Source organism: Halorubrum ezzemoulense, from assembly GCF_004126515.1.
Taxonomy (GTDB): Archaea; Halobacteriota; Halobacteria; order Halobacteriales; family Haloferacaceae; genus Halorubrum; species Halorubrum ezzemoulense.
The window spans coordinates 451,577-469,951 of the sequence record NZ_CP034941.1; the positions used below are offsets into that span (position 1 = coordinate 451,577).

13 protein-coding genes and 2 pseudogenes are annotated in these 18,375 nt (G+C 53.5%); 7 read left to right on the forward strand and 8 right to left on the reverse strand.

Annotation, left to right across the window (positions count from 1 at the left end; all coding sequences use genetic code 11):
* Positions 1 to 105 precede the first annotated feature (105 nt).
* From EO776_RS17820 to EO776_RS17855, 7 genes and pseudogenes are all read right to left on the reverse strand, one after another.
* On the reverse strand, positions 106 to 378 hold the full coding sequence (locus EO776_RS17820) for a helix-turn-helix transcriptional regulator (protein ID WP_129452623.1): 273 nt from the start codon (positions 376 to 378) through the stop codon (positions 106 to 108).
* Positions 379 to 788: 410 nt separating this feature from the next.
* Positions 789 to 1,312, reverse strand: a pseudogene (locus EO776_RS17830) (transposase); the annotation flags it as partial.
* Positions 1,313 to 1,332: 20 nt separating this feature from the next.
* Complete coding sequence (locus tag EO776_RS17835) at positions 1,333 to 1,959, reverse strand: SHOCT domain-containing protein (RefSeq protein ID WP_176450679.1); 627 nt, start codon at positions 1,957 to 1,959, stop codon at positions 1,333 to 1,335.
* Positions 1,960 to 2,206: 247 nt separating this feature from the next.
* Entirely contained in the window at positions 2,207 to 2,428 is a 222-nt protein-coding gene (locus tag EO776_RS17840; RefSeq protein ID WP_094520223.1) for a YgaP family membrane protein, read from the reverse strand.
* Positions 2,429 to 2,861: 433 nt separating this feature from the next.
* The gene (locus EO776_RS17845) at positions 2,862 to 4,061 is read right to left on the reverse strand and encodes an ABC transporter permease (RefSeq protein WP_089308966.1); all 1,200 of its coding nucleotides are present in this window, start codon (positions 4,059 to 4,061) and stop codon (positions 2,862 to 2,864) included.
* Positions 4,058 to 4,801, reverse strand: a complete 744-nt coding sequence (locus tag EO776_RS17850) for an ABC transporter ATP-binding protein (RefSeq protein ID WP_099289284.1) — start codon at positions 4,799 to 4,801, stop codon at positions 4,058 to 4,060. The genes EO776_RS17845 and EO776_RS17850 overlap by 4 nt, the downstream gene beginning before the upstream one ends.
* Positions 4,794 to 6,134 carry a CARDB domain-containing protein gene (locus EO776_RS17855; protein ID WP_094582156.1) on the reverse strand — a complete coding sequence of 447 codons (1,341 nt, stop codon included), beginning with the start codon at positions 6,132 to 6,134 and terminating at the stop codon, positions 4,794 to 4,796. Before EO776_RS17855 ends, EO776_RS17850 begins: the two co-directional genes overlap by 8 nt.
* 417 nt (positions 6,135 to 6,551) lie before the next feature.
* Between EO776_RS17855 and EO776_RS17860 the strand changes: the two are divergent.
* Both EO776_RS17860 and EO776_RS19505 read left to right on the forward strand, forming a co-directional pair.
* Positions 6,552 to 6,694: pseudogene (locus EO776_RS17860) on the forward strand (ISH3 family transposase); the annotation flags it as partial.
* A 298-nt stretch (positions 6,695 to 6,992) separates the two neighbouring features.
* Positions 6,993 to 7,361 carry a hypothetical protein gene (locus EO776_RS19505; RefSeq protein WP_241897989.1) on the forward strand — a complete coding sequence of 123 codons (369 nt, stop codon included), beginning with the start codon at positions 6,993 to 6,995 and terminating at the stop codon, positions 7,359 to 7,361.
* 1,024 nt (positions 7,362 to 8,385) lie between these two features.
* On the opposite strand, the gene EO776_RS17875 is transcribed toward EO776_RS19505, so the two are convergent.
* A complete protein-coding gene (locus tag EO776_RS17875; RefSeq protein WP_092563099.1) occupies positions 8,386 to 8,871 on the reverse strand; it encodes a chemotaxis protein CheW in 486 nt (161 codons plus the stop codon).
* Positions 8,872 to 9,168: 297 nt separating this feature from the next.
* Between EO776_RS17875 and EO776_RS17880 the strand changes: the two genes are divergently transcribed.
* From EO776_RS17880 to EO776_RS17900, 5 genes are all read left to right on the forward strand, one after another.
* Positions 9,169 to 12,162, forward strand: coding sequence for a PAS domain S-box protein (locus EO776_RS17880; protein WP_094520279.1), 2,994 nt, complete (start codon positions 9,169 to 9,171; stop codon positions 12,160 to 12,162).
* Between the two features lie 123 nt (positions 12,163 to 12,285).
* Positions 12,286 to 13,764 carry an ATPase domain-containing protein gene (locus EO776_RS17885; RefSeq protein ID WP_094520278.1) on the forward strand — a complete coding sequence of 493 codons (1,479 nt, stop codon included), beginning with the start codon at positions 12,286 to 12,288 and terminating at the stop codon, positions 13,762 to 13,764.
* A 46-nt stretch (positions 13,765 to 13,810) separates the two neighbouring features.
* Positions 13,811 to 15,352 carry a PAS domain S-box protein gene (locus tag EO776_RS17890; protein ID WP_158228718.1) on the forward strand — a complete coding sequence of 514 codons (1,542 nt, stop codon included), beginning with the start codon at positions 13,811 to 13,813 and terminating at the stop codon, positions 15,350 to 15,352.
* Positions 15,349 to 17,178: a PAS domain S-box protein gene (locus tag EO776_RS17895; RefSeq protein ID WP_094520276.1), complete on the forward strand. Its 1,830-nt coding sequence runs from the start codon at positions 15,349 to 15,351 to the stop codon at positions 17,176 to 17,178. Before EO776_RS17890 ends, EO776_RS17895 begins: the two co-directional genes overlap by 4 nt.
* Before the next feature lie 55 nt (positions 17,179 to 17,233).
* Complete coding sequence (locus tag EO776_RS17900) at positions 17,234 to 18,355, forward strand: sensor histidine kinase (protein WP_094520275.1); 1,122 nt, start codon at positions 17,234 to 17,236, stop codon at positions 18,353 to 18,355.
* Positions 18,356 to 18,375 lie beyond the last annotated feature (20 nt).

Below are 18,375 nucleotides of genomic sequence, written 5' to 3' on the forward strand. Positions count from 1 at the left end.
CTCACTGGTGTGAGATCGCCGTCTTTGTTCGACTCGATGAATCGGTCGCTCTGATCTCGTTCATTTCTCTCTAGAAATTGGGTCAGCAATCAGGCACGATGGGAACTACCGAATATAGTTGGCTTCCCATTCAGTCCGAGCTTCAATCTCTCTGGTGCCCCGACGGGTAGTGGTGTACTCGTTGGTCCGTCGGTCGCGCTGGCTCTTCTCGATGAGTCCCTTCTCAACGAGCGTATCGAGATTTGGATAGAGTCGGCCATGATGGATTTCTTTTTCATAGTAGTCCTCGAGTTCGTCTTTGATCGCGAGTCCGTGGGGGTCATCAAGTCCGGCAACTACGTACAGCAGATCGCGCTGAAAGCCAGTGAGATCGTACATGTCGCAATTTACTCATTCGAGTTTTGAAATACTATTGATCTGGCCCTGTATGGAGTGAAGTGATTCATCACTCTCCCCGTGGGTCACCAACCGGTATTTCACCATATTCTGGACATGAGACCCATCCCTGTCCGAATGCTCTACCCATCCCTTTGTCCGGGCTCCATTCGTGTTCATCCCCACAATGTGGACAGTCTACCAGTGGAGGGTCAATCTCCAGTGCCTCTTGCTGGATGAAATGATTTCCTTGGTATGAGTCACAGTTCTGACAGACGTTTCCCCAGACTTTCTTGCCAAGAGTATTGCTGTAGACCCGTTCAACAGGGGTTTCGTAATTCGCTAATATATCTCCGAGAGGCGTATCAAGATGGTCTCCTTGTGGCCAGACCACAGGCGTCATCTGTCTTTAGTTAAGCCTCACACCTCGGTTGTGTAGCGGTAGCGAGCATCTCTTGTAAGATTGGTCGTCGCCTGTGGATCTTTTGAGCGTCTTCGATCAGGCGGTCGAGCAGCGGCGGTGGTGAGTAGCCAAGGAACTCACCGAGTTCGTGGAGAATGAGATGGGCGTGCGACCGAAAGGTCGCCGCCCAGCGCTCTGTCGGAAACACAAGCTCATCACCCCCTGCTCAGTGACTAGATCCAACAGATCACGGCTTACAAGCAGCGACAGCAGCGCTGCGTATAATAAGATCCTCACCACGTGTTCGTCACTCGTGTCGAACTCGTCTAATTCGTACTGTGTCTTCAGCTCCCGGAACAGCAACTCAACTTCCCACCGACAGCGGTAGATCTCCGCTAAATCCGTCGGAAAGAACTCTTTCCCCGCTAAATTCGTTATGTACAGGTGGTAGTCGCCGGCGCCCTCGTCGCGGACGCCGACGACGCGAAATCGCTTCGTATCTAGCGACCATGTCCATTGTACTACGCTCGGCGCGTCGGTCTTCTGGGACGCCGTTAGCGCTCGTGGGCAGGTACTGTAGTCTCCCGCCGGTTCGGTCGTCGTTCGCGATTTTCGACGACGCGGTCGCCCGCCTGCTCCCCGGCCCCTTCGATAGTTACTAACCGTTCCAGTCGCCGTTCAAACTCGTCGTCATCCATTTCGCCGTCAACGTACCGGCGCTTGAGTCGCTCGATTGGTGACGCCGACCCTCCCGTCGTAGCTGGCGTAAGTTGCCGCGTAGCGTCTTTACGGCTCCGGTGATCTTCCGCGAGCTCGTCGGCAAGGTAGCCTCCGAGCGCGCTGCTCCCGATGACGTATACCGCACCGACGAGGGTCATTCCCAACACACCGACCGTCGCGATCGGAGATACGGTCGCAGCGACTGCCACCGCGAAAAACGTCATCGGTAGCGACAGTAACACCACTAATGCGCCCGTGACAAACCCAACTCGTGGGCCGCTCCCGTCGCCAGACTTCTTCACCTGGCTCGCCACGCCACCGCCCATCGCCGGTGCGAGCAACCCAACGAATGGTACCACGCTCGCGAGCACTGTTACCCCAACCCCAACGCCGGCCGGCTTGAACACTTCTGCAACCCATCGCTGCATCTGGCCACCGCGAGCCTGCTCGCCGCCGGTCATCGTGTGGCATCCCCACGGGTGTGTGGCAATTCGAACGGGCGGCACTTCCGGTCGGCTGATTGTCTACACTGTCCGTATCGCCGGTCAGTCCGTCCGTATCCCATCATAATATTGTATATATTCCACACGACTAAATATGTACTGCCGTCAGGCCCTCTAACTTATCTAGCAGTCCAACCCTCTTCTTTATATTTCCTGAGTTGCGGATAAAAACTAGAGTAAAAATGATTCTCGCGTCCGATCGGAGTTAGGACCTTACAAATGAGGTATTGGCCTCGGCGTTCGTTTCACACCCTGGGAGAAGTTGCTCTGCCGGGCAGACATCTGTGAAGCTACTTTGAATGAGATTAAGACCGACAAACCCGACGAGCAACAAAAACCATCGTGACACGAATGTCCCGAGCGTGAGTCCAAGCAATGCCATTCCACCAGCGAGACGGCGCACTTGTAGTTGACACTTTTTCCCCATGTAGTATTGTTATGAATACACAATATATTAAGACTGTCGGCGGAGCAATCACCGATGTGCGATGTATATTTAGCGGGCGTTACTATGTACGGTCGCGTCAAGTTAGTACTCACCTAGCTGCTGTCATGCGATTTTCTGTAGTGTTCTGGAACGTTGTAGCGGATCGTGTTCTGAGGATCAACGAGAAGGAGAACTGAGAAGGCAGATCCAGTTTCTCCCGGAGTTACTACCTATCTTGAGTATGTAACTCGGCTTTCCAAAGCTCACGGGATACTCTTGCCGTCTTGCGTTTCTGCTTAACTTAACGCGACCGCTGCTTCTGCCCTACTATTTACGAATCGTGATTTTACGAACTAGTGGCAAAAACCCGTCAACTGGCTGAGTGTATATAAAATGGTTGATTTCCGATTTGATATTCTATGGGTGTACTGGTTTAGCTTCGCAACGCCTCTACCGGGCGTTCGTTTGCTGCCTTCCAAGCAGGGTACGCCCCACTGATAATTCCCACACCAACTCCAAATCCTAGCGCCAACAGGAGATAGTAAGCGTTAGTCGGGTCGATAACTAGGCTGGCGTCAACCGCTGGGGTTGCGGCTACGAGCGCGGCGACGAGTATCACGGTCAGCACAGTCCCTGCTGCGGCGCCCGCGGCACCAATCAGGCCAGCCTCTGCTAACAACACACGCAACACGTCTCGGCGGGTCACACCCACAGCACGCATTACGCCAATCTCTTGTCTCCGCTCGACCGTACTCATCAGCATTACATTGAGGATCGAGACGCCGGCGACCACGAGCGAGATAGCACCGAGCCCGAGCAGGAACGTACTCAATAGGTCAAAGAAGCCATTAATCTCATCCACGATTGCTGCTAATTCGAATAGGTCGACTCGATCTTCACGAGCGTTCACCTCTCTGCGGATCGCGTCCGCAGCGGCCTGCGCCGTCTCACCGGATTCTGAAATAATAAGCGCTTGCGCGTAGCCGTCAGCGGCGAACGCCGACTCTGGGAGAAAGACGGCGTCATCGGGTGCAACCGGGCTGAATGTCTGTGTCTCAGCGAGCACGGCAACGACGCGCACTTGTGACCCTACGATCTCCACAGTATCGCCTGTCCCAATATTGAGATCAGTAGCAACACCCGCACCGATGATTGCGCCCTGCCGGTGACGGTCCGGGAGCTCCCCCTCAGCGGCTTCAAACGCGAGGGCTGGTTCCTCAACGCCATAGATTGTCGCAAAGGTCTGTGAGCTTGCGCCCGCAACAATCCCGTTGTCCGAATACAGTGGAACCACAGCCGGATCGCCGACCGCCGGGTCGTCAACGGCACGTCGGATCTCCGCTACATCAGTCGTCGAAAGTGACTCTACTCCGGTGTCCGAGTTTGGCGACACGACTACTTGTGTGCCAATATCACCGATAGCGTCGTTGGCGCCGAGCGCGAGCACATTTCCGAATATCCCTAGCGCGGCCACTGCCAGCACGCCGATACAAACGCCAAGCACCGCTAGTACCGTCCGTACGCGGTTCCGGCGGAGATTCCGGCCGGCCATTCCAACAGCGGGTCGCCAGCCCCGGAGCCAACTGGTAGCTCCGGGTTCAGTGTCGGTTCCGCTGGAAGTACTCTTGCTCATTGTTCTCCCGGTGCGAGCGGCGACTCGCTGTTCCGGCCTCCTAGGGTGTCGTCTACTGAGGTCGCCTCATCGACATCTCCGCCTACCAGCACCCCGTCGGTGAGCTCAACGACTCGGTCCGCGTACTCCTCAACTAGCGGATCGTGTGTGACCGCGATGACAGCAACACCCTCCTCTTTTACCCGCCCGAACTCAGCGAGGATTGACTCGCCGGTGTCCGTGTCGAGGTTCCCCGTTGGCTCGTCAGCGAGTAACACTGCCGGGTCATTTATCAGCGACCTAGCGATAGCGACCCGTTGTTTCTGTCCACCAGACAGTTCTGATGGTTCGTGGTCAAGCCGGTCACCGAGCCCAAACCGTCTAAGCAGGTCCACAGCACGGTCGCTCGCGTCGCCTGAATCGAAGGCGGTTGGTAGCGCAACGTTCTCGACCGCGGTCAGCGCTGGCAGGAGGTGGAAGTCCTGAAAGACGAATCCGATCGATCCCTTGCGAGCTGTGGTGCGCTCGGCGACCGAGAGTTCAGTCACATCGGTACCGTTCAGCAGACGCCACCCCTCAGTCGGGTCGTCGAGGAGACCGAGTACGTTGAGCAGCGTTGATTTCCCAGAACCACTGGGGCCGACAACAGCAACGAACTCTCCAGGCTCAACCGCGAAGTTCACGTCGTCGAGTGCGACCACCGGTTCGGTCCCCCCGCCTGGGTACCGCTTGGTCGCACCCCTGAGTTCGACGCTATACATCGCGGCGACGGATTACACTCCCAGCAATTGCGACCCCAGTGCCGCCAACAACTCCGACAATACTGATTACTCCAAGTGTGCCAACAGTACCAGATTCTGACCCACTCTCGTCATCTGGCTCTGGAAGCGCCACTATTGTGGTCTCGGTGTAGCGGACACCACGCTCGGTGTACTCGATCCGGATCGGAACCTCATCCGCTACAGAGGCATTCGCCACAGTTTGAAGGTCAAAAGCGACGAAATCGCCCGCGCTGACGGTTCCAATGAAGTATTTTTGCCCGGCTGGGGTCGGTTCAACCCCATCTGTCCCAGTAACCGAAACGACAACCCCGTTCAATTCACCAGTACCCGCATTACCGAGGTTGGCATCAACAGTTACCTGACCATCATCAGTCGTCCGGATGGTCGCGTCGGTAACGCTCGGACTACCTTCGCGCGTTGGATACGTTACTGTCGACTCCGCGGTTCGGTCAGCACCGCGTTCGTTTCGCACGTCGGTATCAGCACGGAACGCCGCGGTAACCGTCACATCCGAACGCTCGTCAATCGGGCCAAGGTCGATAATTACCTGCCGCTCCTCACCGGGTGCGAGGTTCTCGACAACGAAGGGGCCGACTTTAGTTGTTGGATCAGCATCGTCACTCGCGGCATTTTCTCCCCTATCCCCTCTGACTGATGTGCCAACGGCAGTCAGGCTCACGCGGTCTGCGGTCGTCGTCCCGGTGTTAACGACCGTCACCGCTACCGGAGAGTCAACCGACTCGACGGACTCAGAGTCAGACTCGTCGGTCCCACCGGCTTGGAGGCCGCCGCCACCACCACCGAGAAGATCTCCGACACCACCAACATTTATTCCACCAGCATTTTGATCATCATCGTCGCTCTCGAGGTCTTCCGGTGCTAGCGCGCGGGTTCGGAGGTCAAGCGCAACCTCTACTGGCTGAACATCAACAATCACGTCGCGTGTCACCGTGACGGTCCCGCCGTTAGCCTCGCCACCTGTCGCTTCTTGATCCGCAACGACCTCGACAGTGAGTCGGTATTCCCCCGGCTCGTCGAACTCTGTCCACAGAGCGACATCAGTTGTGTCACCCGGAGAGAGTCCTCCGACCATGGTAGCCTCGTCACGTGGGTTGCCGTCCTCACCCGCATTATACAGCCGAACGCTCGTTATGTTGGCGGCTGCTGGACTTCCACCAGAGTTTGAGACAGTCACATTCAATAACGTTCGCTCATCGACTACCGGCTCACTTGAGCTGACATCGACCTCATCGATACCAATCCGAGCATCTGGCACTGCTGTGACCCCTCCTACAGCGCCTAGTAACGTCAACAGGACCAGTAGGGAAGCTATAATCCGTGGTGAATCCGCGTTCACTCTCGATAGAGGGTTGCGAGTCACGCATCCACCGTGGGATTAATCCCGTTAATGATCACCTGTGAAAAGAGTGCGGCCACCACCGCTTGTAGGGGCCCCACCTCTATGTCGAACGGCTGTGTTTCTTCGCTATGGACCACACTTGTGTGACGCGCTGAACGGGTTTTAATATTGTGGAACAAGAACTATACTAGATGCTACAAACGAATCTAAAATACAAATTCGGGTATTTGAACGAAAAGAAAAGTACACAATTTCCCATATAAGACAATACTATCTTGTGTGTAGCGTGTATACAATTGATGTGGATATCAGTACATCACAAAGCCGGCTAGTTGAGACGTCTGCTTGCTGAAGGTGTGTCTAATACCAGCGACGCCCCGCCGTGCGGGCGTCGCCTCTGGAAGTGGTCGTTCAAGAAGTTCATCAATATGATTCAACGGGCAGCGTGGACAGCCCTCGCGACGCGTCGGACCGTCCCCGCAAATCGACCACCAGACGATCGGTTTACTCGCTACTCTCCGACCGGGCTAGCCTTCGCCAGGAGTGGCGACGCTGTCACGTCGGCGGCAGCGCCGCCGACAGCGACAGTTCTCCGTCGGTTCGTGTACGAATCTCTCGTCAGGGCCACCAGCACAACCGCTCCGCCGTAGAACTTAGGCTTCGGAAACAGCTAGCTGAGGATGCTTTGTGAGGTACTGAGACTACCAATAGCAGTCATTCACAGCCATTAGATCCGCTGAAGTCTTATTTTTCAAATGGTCTTGTATTAATAGAGCAAGATTAATACTTGTCGAGTCACACAAATATACTGTGTCTACACCGACTCAACAGGCGCCGACAGGGACTTCTGGGATGAACTCGCTATCAACACTTGAGCAAGTCGTACTTATTCTGTTAGGCATCACAGCCGCAACACATCTGTATGCTGGTGTTATAGAGGGAGCGCCGCCAGTACTTCTTGCTGGTGTTGGCTTCATCGGGGGAATGCTCCTGTACGCACGAGGTGTCCGTCGCCATGGTCTCGCTATCGCCGCGATTCCGTATACAGCTGTCCAGATCCCATTGTGGTATATTGCCAAGGCGGGGAACTTCACCCTCGTTGGGTATGTTGATAAGATCGTTCAGATTGTACTTGTTGTGGCGCTTGTCGTTCTTGTCTTCCGGCAACGCGACGCATGAACCACTCAACCTGGTATTAAATTAGAGGATGAGGCGGACGACTTTGAGTGCCTATGCCAGAGTTCGACCGCCTCAGCGAACGTATTATGTGGGTTGACTTGTCGTTTGTGGAATGAGAACCAACTCTGCGGTGGGCGATTAGAGTAGGGATCTGCTGTCATTTGGCTGGTACAATCTGTCGCCGCAGTGACCGCTGCTAATACCCGCGCATTCTCTGAGGCGTTGTCCCTGAGTGAGACCCAACGGCGAACTGTCGTCGTCCGTGGATTTCACGTCCCAGATAGAGTACTCGATGTGGTGTCGCAGTCAATACTGTGTGACACCACTATACGACCTTGCTAGCGTGAGCTGTCGAAGTCGGACTCGGCATCCGCCGCTGCGACGTACGCATCACTGACGGGTGGTTCTCGCCACGTACGAAGCGTCCTGCGAGGCGGCCAGGTTCAGTAAGCGGGGGCAGTGAGTCTGTATAGAGACGCTTGACCGTGAGGATCCAGATATCAAGTATCTGGGAAAGCATCCACGCCCGGTTTGTTACGCCCCACGCAACGACGAGGACAGGCATCGCCTCGGCGAGCCCCTCCGATACAGTGATCTTGTACTGCCCGTTCGCCCCCTGACTAACTCTCGTTTTCTCCATCTCTGTATAAGCCTGTAGTTAGGCCCATTCTTAGTCCTCATACTGGTGTTCAGAAAAACCCCCGTTTCCTGAACACCTTGCCCGGTACACAATCCGCTTATCTGTAGAAGATCGTTGATGGCTTGCCTTCTTGCGGTGTGAAGAATTTCTCACGAGTTCACGGGCTACTTCGAGGGGAGAGGGAGCGTCTGACACTGTTTGGGAGCTGATCCAGTTGTTGAAACCGGCCCAGCAGTGCTCCTTCGCTTCAAAATTAGAGACTCTGTGACTTATAGCTCAGGCGAGCGAGGCGAAAGTACTGTTCCGGGACAGCAGCGTGACCGTAGGTCCCGCAGGGGTTGAGGTCGGAGTCTCCAGCTTGTATTATGCTGATCCGCCGACCCACTATTCGTCGGCCTGCTCCTTCTCCCTCACGAGATTGGGAGCTTCGAAGTCCACGACCTCGTCGATATCTGTAGTGACCCAGATCAAGAAGCGGTTTTCGGATTTGACGATTCCATTAACCCCTTCGCCATTAACGGTTGTTGCTTGATCCACGTCTTCTGGAGCCACGTCGCGGACTTGGAACAGTTCATCAACCATCCAGCCGACGGCACCGCTCCCATCGGTCTCGTCGTCGTCGAACACCACAATCCGTTCGCGGGGTCCTTTCTCGTCGATCGAAAAGAGTGTCTTCGGATCAACAATCGTTGTCGTACGTCCTCGCAGGTCCATTACGCCTTCAACGTGGTCAGGGGAATTAGGGATCCGCGTGAGCTTGCCGGCGTCAACGATTTCGTCGATGATCCCGATATCCAGACAGTACGTCCCGTTGCCCAAGCCAAACTCCAGCACTTTGGTGGGTTCAGCTTCAGTTTCTGTGACTGACATAAAGAGTCTTTGGTGAAGATACAAATAACTGTACCTCTGAAATTATTAGCTTTGATTGTCAGACCCGTAAAATCATCTTGACTCTCGCTCTTCTCGTGGAGGTTGTTGGCACGGATTTCTTTTATAAACCTCACTCAGTAGGTAGTCGGCAGAGCTACTATGGTGCGAGATATCTCACAGAAGTGGTGTATCTCGAAATCGCAAGAACTCTCTCCATCAACAATGTGCTATACAAGAACAAATCAAACATGATAATCCTCAGAAAGTGTTATAGAACTGGTGTCAAAGTAACGGGTAATGACTCTCGCTTCGGAACAACAGATTCAGGTTCTCCACGTTGACGATGAGCCGTCTCTTACAGACCTGACTGCGACGTTCCTCGAACGTGAGGATGATAAATTCACTGTTGAGACAGCAAACAGCGGTAACGAGGTCCTAGAACGGGTTGATAGTCACCTACCCGACTGTATTGTCTCGGACTACAACATGCCCGGCATGGATGGCTTAGAACTCTTACAAGGTGTCCGTGAGAACAATCCAGACCTCCCGTTCATTCTCTTTACCGGCAAGGGCAGTGAAGAGGTAGCCAGTGAGGCGATCTCCGCCGATGTAACAGACTATCTTCAGAAGGGAACAGGTTCAGAGACGTACGAACTCTTGGCCAACCGAATTCGGAACGCGGTCAACACCCGACGTGAGGCTGAGCGCGCTGACAGACAGGAAGAACTGATGCGCCTGACAGAGTTTGCGGGCAACACCGGCGGGTTCGAACTTGACAGAGAGAGTGGTAGGGTCTTGCTGACCGTTGGTGCCCGTCGAATTATCGAGCGTCCCAACCTGACTGAAATCCCTGTTGAAGAGGCGATAGAATTGTTCCACCCGGATGACCGCGAAGAAGTTCAGCAAGCACTCGAGAAGGGTTTCGAAGCAGGTGATAAACTACGAGACACGTGGCGACTCCATCCAGGCGGCAGCGACGAGCGTCTCTTGGACGTTACGATCACTCCAGTCGTGGAATCTGGGGAGCAAGTAACGAAGCTCCGCGGGGCAGTCAACGACATCACTGAGAAAAAAACACGTGAACGACAGTTAACCGAACTGAACCGGGCTACACAGGCACTCCTAGAGGCAGAAACCAGACAAGAGGTCGCTGATATTGGCGTTGAGGCTGCCAGTGATATCCTCAATTTCAAGGCAAATGCTATCCACGTCTCCGAAGCTGACGACACTCAACTGGTTCCCGTGGCACAGACGGATGAGCTAAACTCGCTCATTGGAAATATACAACCACTTCCTGTGACGGACAGTATCGCGGGACGAGTCTACCGCGACGGCGAACCAGCAGTAATAGCAGATGTACAGCAAGATTCGGACAGCCACAACACCGGAACTGATCTCGCTGGTCACTTGTATCTGCCACTTGCTGACCATGGGGTACTGATCGCTGGCTCCGAGAAGCGAGCAGCCTTCGATCAACAGGACACCGCGCTCGGAGAGCTACTGGCAGGGAGTCTCATAGCAGCGCTTAATCGCGTCGAACACGAGCAGACTACTCGCCAACGACAGCAGGAACTCGCGCTGTTATTCGAGGAATCCCCACTTGGGGCCGTCCAGTGGGACAACACATTCCGATTCGAACGGCTGAACGCACGGGCTGAAGAAATCCTTGGATATGGTGAGCAAGAGATACGCGGCGAACCATGGGAAATGATTGTCGCCGCCGATGACCATGACAAAATTGGCACTGTCGTCGAGAGCCTTCTCAATGCCAATGGCGGAAAACACGCACTCAATCGGAACGTCCGAAAGGACGGCGAAGTATTCACCGGTGAGTGGCACAACCGTGTTGTTACCAACGCAGAAGGGGACGTACAGTCGATCTTTTCAAAGTTTCAGGACGTCACCGAGCGCGAGAACCGCAAGCGAGGATTAGAAGAGTACGAAACGATCATTGAAGCACTGACCGACGCAGTGTACGTGATTGACGAAGAGGGACGGTTCACCTACGTCAACGACGAGTTCGTCGAGTTAGTCGGCTACGACCGGGAAACTATCTTTGGGAACACACCGTCGCTCATCAAAGACGAGGAGGCTGTCGAACAGGCAGAACACCAGTTGGGACGGTTGTTGTCAAGTGATGGCCCGGAAACGCTCACATTCGAAGTGACGGTGCACCCGCGGGAGGGTGACCCGATTGTCTGTGAAGATCAAATGGGCGTTCTCCCGTACGAAGGCGACCAATTCAACGGCTCAGTTGGAACACTCCGGGATGTGACCCACCGAAAAAAACGTGAACAGGAGTTACAGGAGTTAAAAAACCAGTACGAGACACTAGCCAAGAATTTCCCGGACGGTGCGGTATTCCTGATCAACACGGATCTCGAATACGTACGCGCCGGTGGCAGAGAACTGGGCAACATTGGCCTACCTCCCGACGATATCGAGGGTCGGAAATCACACGATCTGTTCCCGGAAGACATCGCGAATGAACTCTGTCACTACTACGAGGAAACGCTGAATGGGAATGCCAGCACGTTCGGACAGGAGTACGGGGGCAGGCAATACCGAATTCAGACCGCCCCTGTTCGGACCAACAACAATGAGATCGAGTACGTGATGGCAGTCTCACAGAATGTCACCGAGGAAGTCGAGAACAAACGGGAACTCGAACGTCAGAACGAGCGACTTGAGGGGTTCGCCAGCATTGTCAGCCACGATTTAAGAAATCCGCTTCAAGTGGCTGTCGGACGGTTAGAACTGATTCGTGAGGAGTGCGAGAGTGACCATATTGAGGGTGTTGCCCAGGCACTCGATCGGATCGGCGCGCTCATAGAGGACTTACTAACACTGGCACGAGAGGGTGAGAAGATTGGTGAGCCCGAACCAGTTGGACTTGCGGACATAGCCAAGGACAGTTGGCAAACCGTTGGCACGGGACAGGCAGCACTCGAAACTAATGTCTCTCAGGTTGTCAAGGCCGATCAGAGCCGTCTTCAGCAACTATTTGAGAATCTCTATCGTAACGCAGTCGAACATAACGACGAAAACGTGACAGTATCCGTCGGTACAATAGAGAACGGCTTCTACGTGGCGGATACCGGAACCGGTATCCCAGGGAGTGACCGCAAGGAAATATTTGAGGCGGGCTACTCGACCAATGAGGAGGGGACCGGCTTCGGCCTGCGGATCGTCGAGCAAATTGCCAGCACTCACGAGTGGGAGATTACTGTGACCGAGAGTGAACAGGGTGGTACACGGTTCGAATTTACTGGGGTCGAACTTGTAGAGTGAGTTCTGGACTTTGGTGGAGAAAGTGAATCGCCTCGGGGTATTCGCCTTGTCCGCCGATAAAAGACAAGACTAGAGCACGGTCACAGCAACAAACTACTTGAATACTAAGGGTAATATGCTATTATGACAGGTCAGCGATTGTCTACGGGTATTAGTGGGTTGGACGATATTTTAAACGGCGGTCTCATCCACCCGCGAAACGTGCTTATACGCGGGTCTCCTGGTTCAGGGAAGACAATTTTCGGCTTACATTTTCTTTCGGCGGGGATAGACGCTGGCGAGACATCTCTGTACGTCAACATGGGTGAGCCACAGGCGTATGTTGAGGAAACCGCAGATGCGTTCGATCTTCATACCGAGCAAATTCACTTTCATAATATTTCCCCGACTCAAGAACAGTTCTCAGAGCGTAACTCGTACAGCGTCTTTGAGTCAGCGGAAGTCGAACAGCCGGACTTTATTGCCGATCTCCGTGAGAAGATTGATGAGATCGACCCAGACCGCGTGTTACTGGACCCAATCACAGAATTCCGACATCTTACAACTGACGAGCGGCAATTCCGGTCCGGAATCCTCGGTCTCCTTGATTATCTCAAAGAAATTGACGCGATGGGCATGTTAACCTCTCAAGCTGGCGGGCCAATCACAGACGATGATATTCAGTTTCTTGTTGATACTGTCATTTCTCTTGATGTGACTCCTGAGAGCCGGATGGTCAGTATCTCTAAGTTCCGAGGGTCGTCGTTCCGGCGTGGGGATCATTTCTACGATATTTCTGCGGCGGGACTGGAAGTATGGCCGGCACTCGTGCCCGATACGCAGAAACAAGTGATCGACACGGAACCGCTGTCGTCTGGCGTGGACGAACTCGATGAGTTGCTCTATGGCGGCTTAGATCAGGGCACGATAACAATGCTTAGCGGGCCAACCGGTGTCGGCAAGACGACGACTGGGCTTCAGTTTCTCATTCAAGCAGCACTTGCGGGCAAACAGAGCGTGTTATTCCAGTTCGAAGAAGCAGAATGGACCATTCGTGATCGCGCAGAAGCAATTGGGCTTCCACTTCAGGCTGCGCTGGAAAGCGGTGAACTCTCTATCGTTGAAGTCTCTCCCGATGAGTACACGGTTGGTGAATTTGAGCAACTCCTCCGGGAGGCCGTTACCGACGGGACTGAGGTTGTGATGATTGATGGGTCACAAGGCTTCCAAGAAAATCTCCGTGGACTTGCCGACACGACGGGTGCTTTGGTGCGGATTGGCCGGTTCCTGCGGGCTGCTGGTGTCACTACCCTCCTTGTTAATGAAGTCCACAATATCACCGGGGACTTCCAAGCGTCTGAAGAGCGGACGAGCAATCTTGCCGATAATATTGTGTTCCTGCGTCACGTCGAGTACCGCGGTGAGATGCGGAAAGTGATTGGGACACTGAAAATGCGAACGAGCGATTTCGAACGCAGCCTTCGCGAACTTGCGATTACGGCCGACGGGATACGCGTTGGGGAGCCTCTCCCACAACTTCGGGGCATTCTCACTGGGACGCCCGACTGGAACGAGGATGCTGGCGGTACCGATCGCGACGTGGCTGATACCGACCAAGCGTAGCCTTCGCGTGACACACGCACTCAATACAAGCCCACGATCAAATCTCATGTCCACGAACGAACAGCCGTCCTACCAAGAGACAGCCGACGAAGCGAAGCGTGTCCTGCTGCTGGTTAGTAACCCAGGGAACCGACGCGTCCTCACAGAGTGGCTAACCACACATGATCAATATACGATTGTTGAGGGCGTAGATATCGCTGAGGCGGCGTTCGACTGCTGTCTCGTCGACAGGACAGCCTTCAATGAGCACCGCTCGGAACTGCTCACACGAAAGCAACATGAGCAGGTTGTGCTGCCGTACCTGTTGTTGGTCCCCGAGGCAAAGCACCGCCAGGTCTGTAATCGTCTCCGTGAGACACACCCAGAGTTGTGGGATGCTATCGATGGGCTGATCGATATGCCACTCGCAGAACACAGACTTGGCGAACAACTAGAGATGGCTCTCCGCCTGCGAGACCAGTCGACTGTCGCGTTCAACCGACGTGAGCAACTCCGCCAAATCCGCGACCAACACGCCGGTCACGGAGTATTGATCACCGACGTCAACGGGACAATTGAGTACGTCAATAGAGGTTTTGAGTCACAAGCAGGGTATACAAGTGAGGAAGTCGTCGGAAATACCCCGCGGATGCTCAAATCTGGTGAACATGATGAGGCGTTCTATGAAGAGCTGTGGGAGACTATCACCGCCGGTGAGACGTGGCATGGCACAGTTGTCAACAGACGCAAAGACGGCGAGAGGTATATTGTCCAACAAACAATTGCTCCGGTTGAAAACCCAAATGGTGATATCACACAGTTCATCGCCGTTAATCACGAAATTACTGATCTCCGAGATCTCCAAGAACGTCTTCGTGAGCAACGTGAGCAACTCGACGTGTTGAACAGAGTTCTCCGTCATGATATTCGAAATGATATGAACGTCATTGTTTCGTGGGGAGAAATGCTTGAAAATGAGCTCTCTTCGGACGGTAGAGAGAAACTTGACCGGGTCCTCCGGGCAGGAAATCATGTTATCGAACTCACAAACGTTGCCCGTGACCTATCAGCACTCATTCACGGTGATGAAACGCCAGATCTCAAGCCGATCTCACTTCGACAACTCCTCACTGAAGAACTCGAAAAGCGTCGGGAGACGTTTTCCGACGCAGAAATTACGATGCCAGACCCACCCGATCAAGAAACGCGGGTACTGGCGAATAAGTTGCTCTCGTCAGTGTTTCGGAACCTTGTCAACAATGCGGTCCAACACAATCAAAGACCAGATCCGAAGGTAGTCATCACCGTTGAAGAGTTGGATGACACCGTCCGTGTCAGAGTGGCTGACAACGGACCAGGAATTCCAGCCGACGTCCGAAAAGATCTGTTTCAAGAAGGTCAGAAGGGACTAGAGAGCGGGGGGACCGGAATGGGTTTGTTCCTCGTTGATAATCTTGTTGAGAGTTACGATGGGAAAGTCTGGATCGCGGATTGCAGTGAGGATGAATTGCCCAGAGAAGCAACTGAGACGGATCAACCTGGCGTAGCCTTTGTTGTTGAGTTACTGACGACTGAGGCTACAAACAGTAGCGAGGGGGGCGATCGATGAACGATACACTTTCTGTAAATGACTCCTCTGATGATGTTACTGACCAAGCGGCCTTGTTCCCTTTACTCTCTGATAAAGGAGATCGGCGGCTGATTGTTGAGTGGATTGAATCCCACGATAGCTACACGCTTGTCGATCCTGACCAGCCAGTCGAAACAGCGACATTCGATTGTTGTATCGTTGATGGGGAGATGTTACAGACGCATGCTGAGACGCTCCGAGCTCGGAAACGCGAGGCTGAGCCCGCTCTCTTGCCATGCCTTCTGCTCATTCCGGGAGCAGACCTCTCCGTTATTGAAACCGATCGTGGTGAGATTGCCGACAGCGTTGTGTTCGAAACCGCTGACGAAGTGGTTTCGATGCCGATCAAAAAGGCTGAATTAGAATGGCGGGTAGAAGCACTTACGAGGCTGCGAACCCAATCACTGCGTCTCAAAAAACGGACGGAGACGCTGGAACTATTCAAACAAGCGGTTGAATCCTCTGGTCACGCCATCTGGATGTCCGACGCGACAGGAACGATCAAGTACGTCAACTCAGAGTTCGAATCGATTACGGGTTACAGTCGGACTGAAGCTGTCGGTGAGTCACCAGAGCTTATCAGTTCTGGAGCGATGACCGACGACTACTACAGTGATCTTTGGGAGACGATCACCGCTGGCGACACGTGGCATGAAGAAATTACAAACCAACGACGAGACGGCTCCCAGTACGTCGCAGATCAAACTATCGCGCCAATTGTCGAAGATGGTGAGCCGAAAGCCTTCGTCGCAGTCCAAAGAGATATCACCGAGCGCAAAGAGATTGAGCAACGGCTCTCCTTATATCGTGATATTGTTGAGCGGCTTGAGGATCCAATTATGCTCCAGAGCTGTGAGGGAGAGTTTCGACTGGTTAACGACGCACTGTGCTCGTTTGCCGGGCTCTCAAGGGATGAATTACTCGGCGATGGTGAATACGAGTTTATGGACGCAGCCACTGCCACAGAGATTGCCCGGCAGAAACAGCGTGTAATCGAGACCGAACAGCCAGTCGAATACAGTGTTGAGCCGACGTTCACACATACTGACAAGGAGGCGGTCTTCTACACGAGCCGGTACCCCTACTATGAGGATAGAGAACTCACAGGCACAGTTGCGATCTGTCGGGATGTCACCAATCTCGACAAGCGGACGCGACAGTTGAAAGTCTTCGACAATATTTTGCGCCATAATATTCGCAACGATGTGAATGTAATCCGTGGTCGAGGCAAGCAGCTTCAAAATGAACTCGATGGTGACCTCAAGGCTGCTGCCGATATCATCGTTGAGCGAGCTAACGGCCTGTTGACGACGAGCGAGAAGTCACGAAAGATCACTGACGGCCTCAGTGATCCACGCGACCCGGCCCCGGTAGACCTCGGACAGGTAGTTCGAAATCTTGCGGAAGAGACGGGTCAAAATTGGTCTAACGCAAGTATCGATGTTTCGGCCCCGGCTCAACTTGTTGTCTCTGCGTCTGACTCGATTGATACCGCTATCGAAGAGCTACTGATTAATGCTGTAGTCCACAACGACAGCGACGAACCACGTGTATCTGTTGACCTTACTGCTGACAGTTCGTGGGGTATCCTCCGCGTGCGAGACAATGGTCCGGGTATTCCGGAGTTTGACAGAAACGTTCTTGAATCGGGCGGAGCTATCGAGACACTCTCTCACGGCAGCGGACTCGGATTGTGGCTCGTCTATTGGACCATCACTCACTCTGGCGGAAAGATTCGTGTTGACGACCGCGAGCAAGGTGGGACCGAGATTACGATTAGGCTCCCGTTGGCAGCTGGGAAGTGACTTCTTCTACTCCTTTAACAAGTAATTTTACCGGCTGTGCTCCCATTTGTTTGATATGACCAACTCGCCTAGCGAAACGATTGAGGCTCTACATGACGTTGCGACCAGACTTCAATCTCAGGATACGACTGAGAGTGTCTGTGATTTAACGGTTAGTGCCGCATCAGATATTCTGGATTTTAATCTTTGTACTATCTTGATTCGCGATGGCGAGTGGCTCGTTCCGCGCGGCACATCAAAAGATGCTCCAGCAGACGGAAGTCGTCAGATGCGTCTTGACCAAGGATTAGCAGGCAAAACATATCAGACCGGAGAGTCGCAACTTGTTAACACAATAGAACCGGATGACAATACGGACCCCGCGAAGCCGGACTATCGGTCAGGCATAAGTGTTCCAATCGACGACCACGGTGTTTTTCAGGCGGTTAGTACGACTGAGTCTGCGTTTACTGTAGACGATATTGAGTTAGCTGAGCTACTTGTGAGTCACTCAAAAACAGCTCTTGATCGCATCGAAAAAGAGCAAGAACTGAAACAGCAAATTGAGCGTCTAGATCGGTTTGCCTCAGTAGTCAGCCACGACCTCCGCAACCCACTGAATATCGCTCAAGGATACCTCGAAACCGTGCGTGAGGAGGAAGATAGTGAGCCTCTTCGAAAGGTCGCCGCTGCTCATGAACGAATGGACCACTTGATCGACGACATGTTAACTTTTGCACGAATCGGAACAGAAGCGCTCAATCTGGAGGCTGTAGAGTTAGCACAACTTACTGAAGAAAGTTGGTCGAGTGTTGATCAACAGAACGCTACATTATCCATCGACACAGAGCAATATATCAGCGCAGATCGGACGCGTCTTCGTCAGTTGTTGGAGAATATTTTGTCAAACGCAGTGATGTATGGTGGGTCAGATGTTTCTGTGAGGGTCGGGGAAGTTGAAGATGGCTTCTATATTGAAGATGATGGCCCCGGTATTCCGGCTACAGATCGCACGGCTGTATTTGAGGCGGGATACTCTCCGGGTACGGAAGGTACTGGATTTGGATTAAGTATTGTTAAGCAGGTTACTGAAGCACATGGGTGGGACATTCGTATTACCGAAGGAAGTGACAACGGTACACGATTCGAGATTACTAAGATTGACATCATTTCTCAGAGACACCCCCGCACAGGGTGATACAGCAAGGGACACGTATC

Bases quoted from the DNA above. Each gene is read 5' to 3' on its own strand.
- EO776_RS17845 (WP_089308966.1), bottom strand. From the start codon at position 4,061: ATGAGCAAGAGTACTTCCAGCGGAACCGACACTGAACCCGGAGCTACC.
- EO776_RS17895 (WP_094520276.1), top strand. From the start codon at position 15,349: ATGAACGATACACTTTCTGTAAATGACTCCTCTGATGATGTTACTGAC.
- EO776_RS17880 (WP_094520279.1), top strand. From the start codon at position 9,169: ATGACTCTCGCTTCGGAACAACAGATTCAGGTTCTCCACGTTGACGAT.
- EO776_RS17820 (WP_129452623.1), bottom strand. From the start codon at position 378: ATGTACGATCTCACTGGCTTTCAGCGCGATCTGCTGTACGTAGTTGCC.
- EO776_RS17875 (WP_092563099.1), bottom strand. From the start codon at position 8,871: ATGTCAGTCACAGAAACTGAAGCTGAACCCACCAAAGTGCTGGAGTTT.
- EO776_RS17835 (WP_176450679.1), bottom strand. From the start codon at position 1,959: ATGACCGGCGGCGAGCAGGCTCGCGGTGGCCAGATGCAGCGATGGGTT.
- EO776_RS17850 (WP_099289284.1), bottom strand. From the start codon at position 4,801: ATGTATAGCGTCGAACTCAGGGGTGCGACCAAGCGGTACCCAGGCGGG.
- EO776_RS17885 (WP_094520278.1), top strand. From the start codon at position 12,286: ATGACAGGTCAGCGATTGTCTACGGGTATTAGTGGGTTGGACGATATT.
- EO776_RS17900 (WP_094520275.1), top strand. From the start codon at position 17,234: ATGACCAACTCGCCTAGCGAAACGATTGAGGCTCTACATGACGTTGCG.
- EO776_RS17890 (WP_158228718.1), top strand. From the start codon at position 13,811: ATGTCCACGAACGAACAGCCGTCCTACCAAGAGACAGCCGACGAAGCG.
- EO776_RS17840 (WP_094520223.1), bottom strand. From the start codon at position 2,428: ATGGGGAAAAAGTGTCAACTACAAGTGCGCCGTCTCGCTGGTGGAATG.